Genomic DNA, 685 nt, shown 5'->3' on the forward strand with positions numbered 1-685 from the left:
CCCTGACCACGCCGGTCTCGGTGCCCTGGTAGAGCGTTCCGTCCGGACCGGTGGTGCCGGTCATCTGCAGCGGGTTGTAGAGCAGTCCGAGGCCGATCCAGGAGCTGGAGAGCTGGGCACCGGTCCCGGGGTCGACGGTGGCGTAGGAGTAGGACGCGAAGGTCTGCGCCCCCGCCGAGCCGGTCGGGCCACTGACGGTGAAGGTGTAGATCTTCCCGTCCCCCAGTGAGAGCCGCGGCAGCGCGGCCGACTTGACGTTGCTGTTCCAGACCGGGTGGCAGCCGTTGCCGTCGGCGTCGAGGTCGACCCGGCTCAGCCCGCCGTCGAACCCGGCCGAGGCCGGGACGCTGGCGGGCGCTCCGGCCGGGAGCGCGGGGTACGGGTAGCCGTAGGTGTTGGTGACGAAGACGCTGCGGCCGGAGGCGATGACGGCGTCCTCGGTGCCGCTCGCGGGGAACTGGGTGAGCACGGGTGTGGTGCAGACCGGGTTCGGACCGCCGGCGACGCGGTAGACGAGCAGGTTCTCGTGCGGCGCGGCGTTGTCGGTGATGGTGACGTACTCGGTGCCGGTGCCGGGGCCGAAGAAGCTGGGCGTCGCGCCCGTCCCCCAGCTCAGCTGGCCGGGCTTGCGGCCGGGGCCCCGGTCGTAGGGGGCGCGCCATTCGACGGTCGGGGTGCCGTCGGC

At 72.8% G+C, this 685-nt stretch carries 1 pseudogene; it reads right to left on the reverse strand.

Annotation, left to right across the window (positions count from 1 at the left end):
* Positions 1 to 685: pseudogene (locus BI06_RS54210) on the reverse strand (hypothetical protein); the annotation flags it as partial.

Origin of the sequence: Kitasatospora sp. MBT66 (assembly GCF_000710405.2) — a bacterium.
GTDB lineage: Bacteria > Actinomycetota > Actinomycetes > Streptomycetales > Streptomycetaceae > Kitasatospora > Kitasatospora purpeofusca.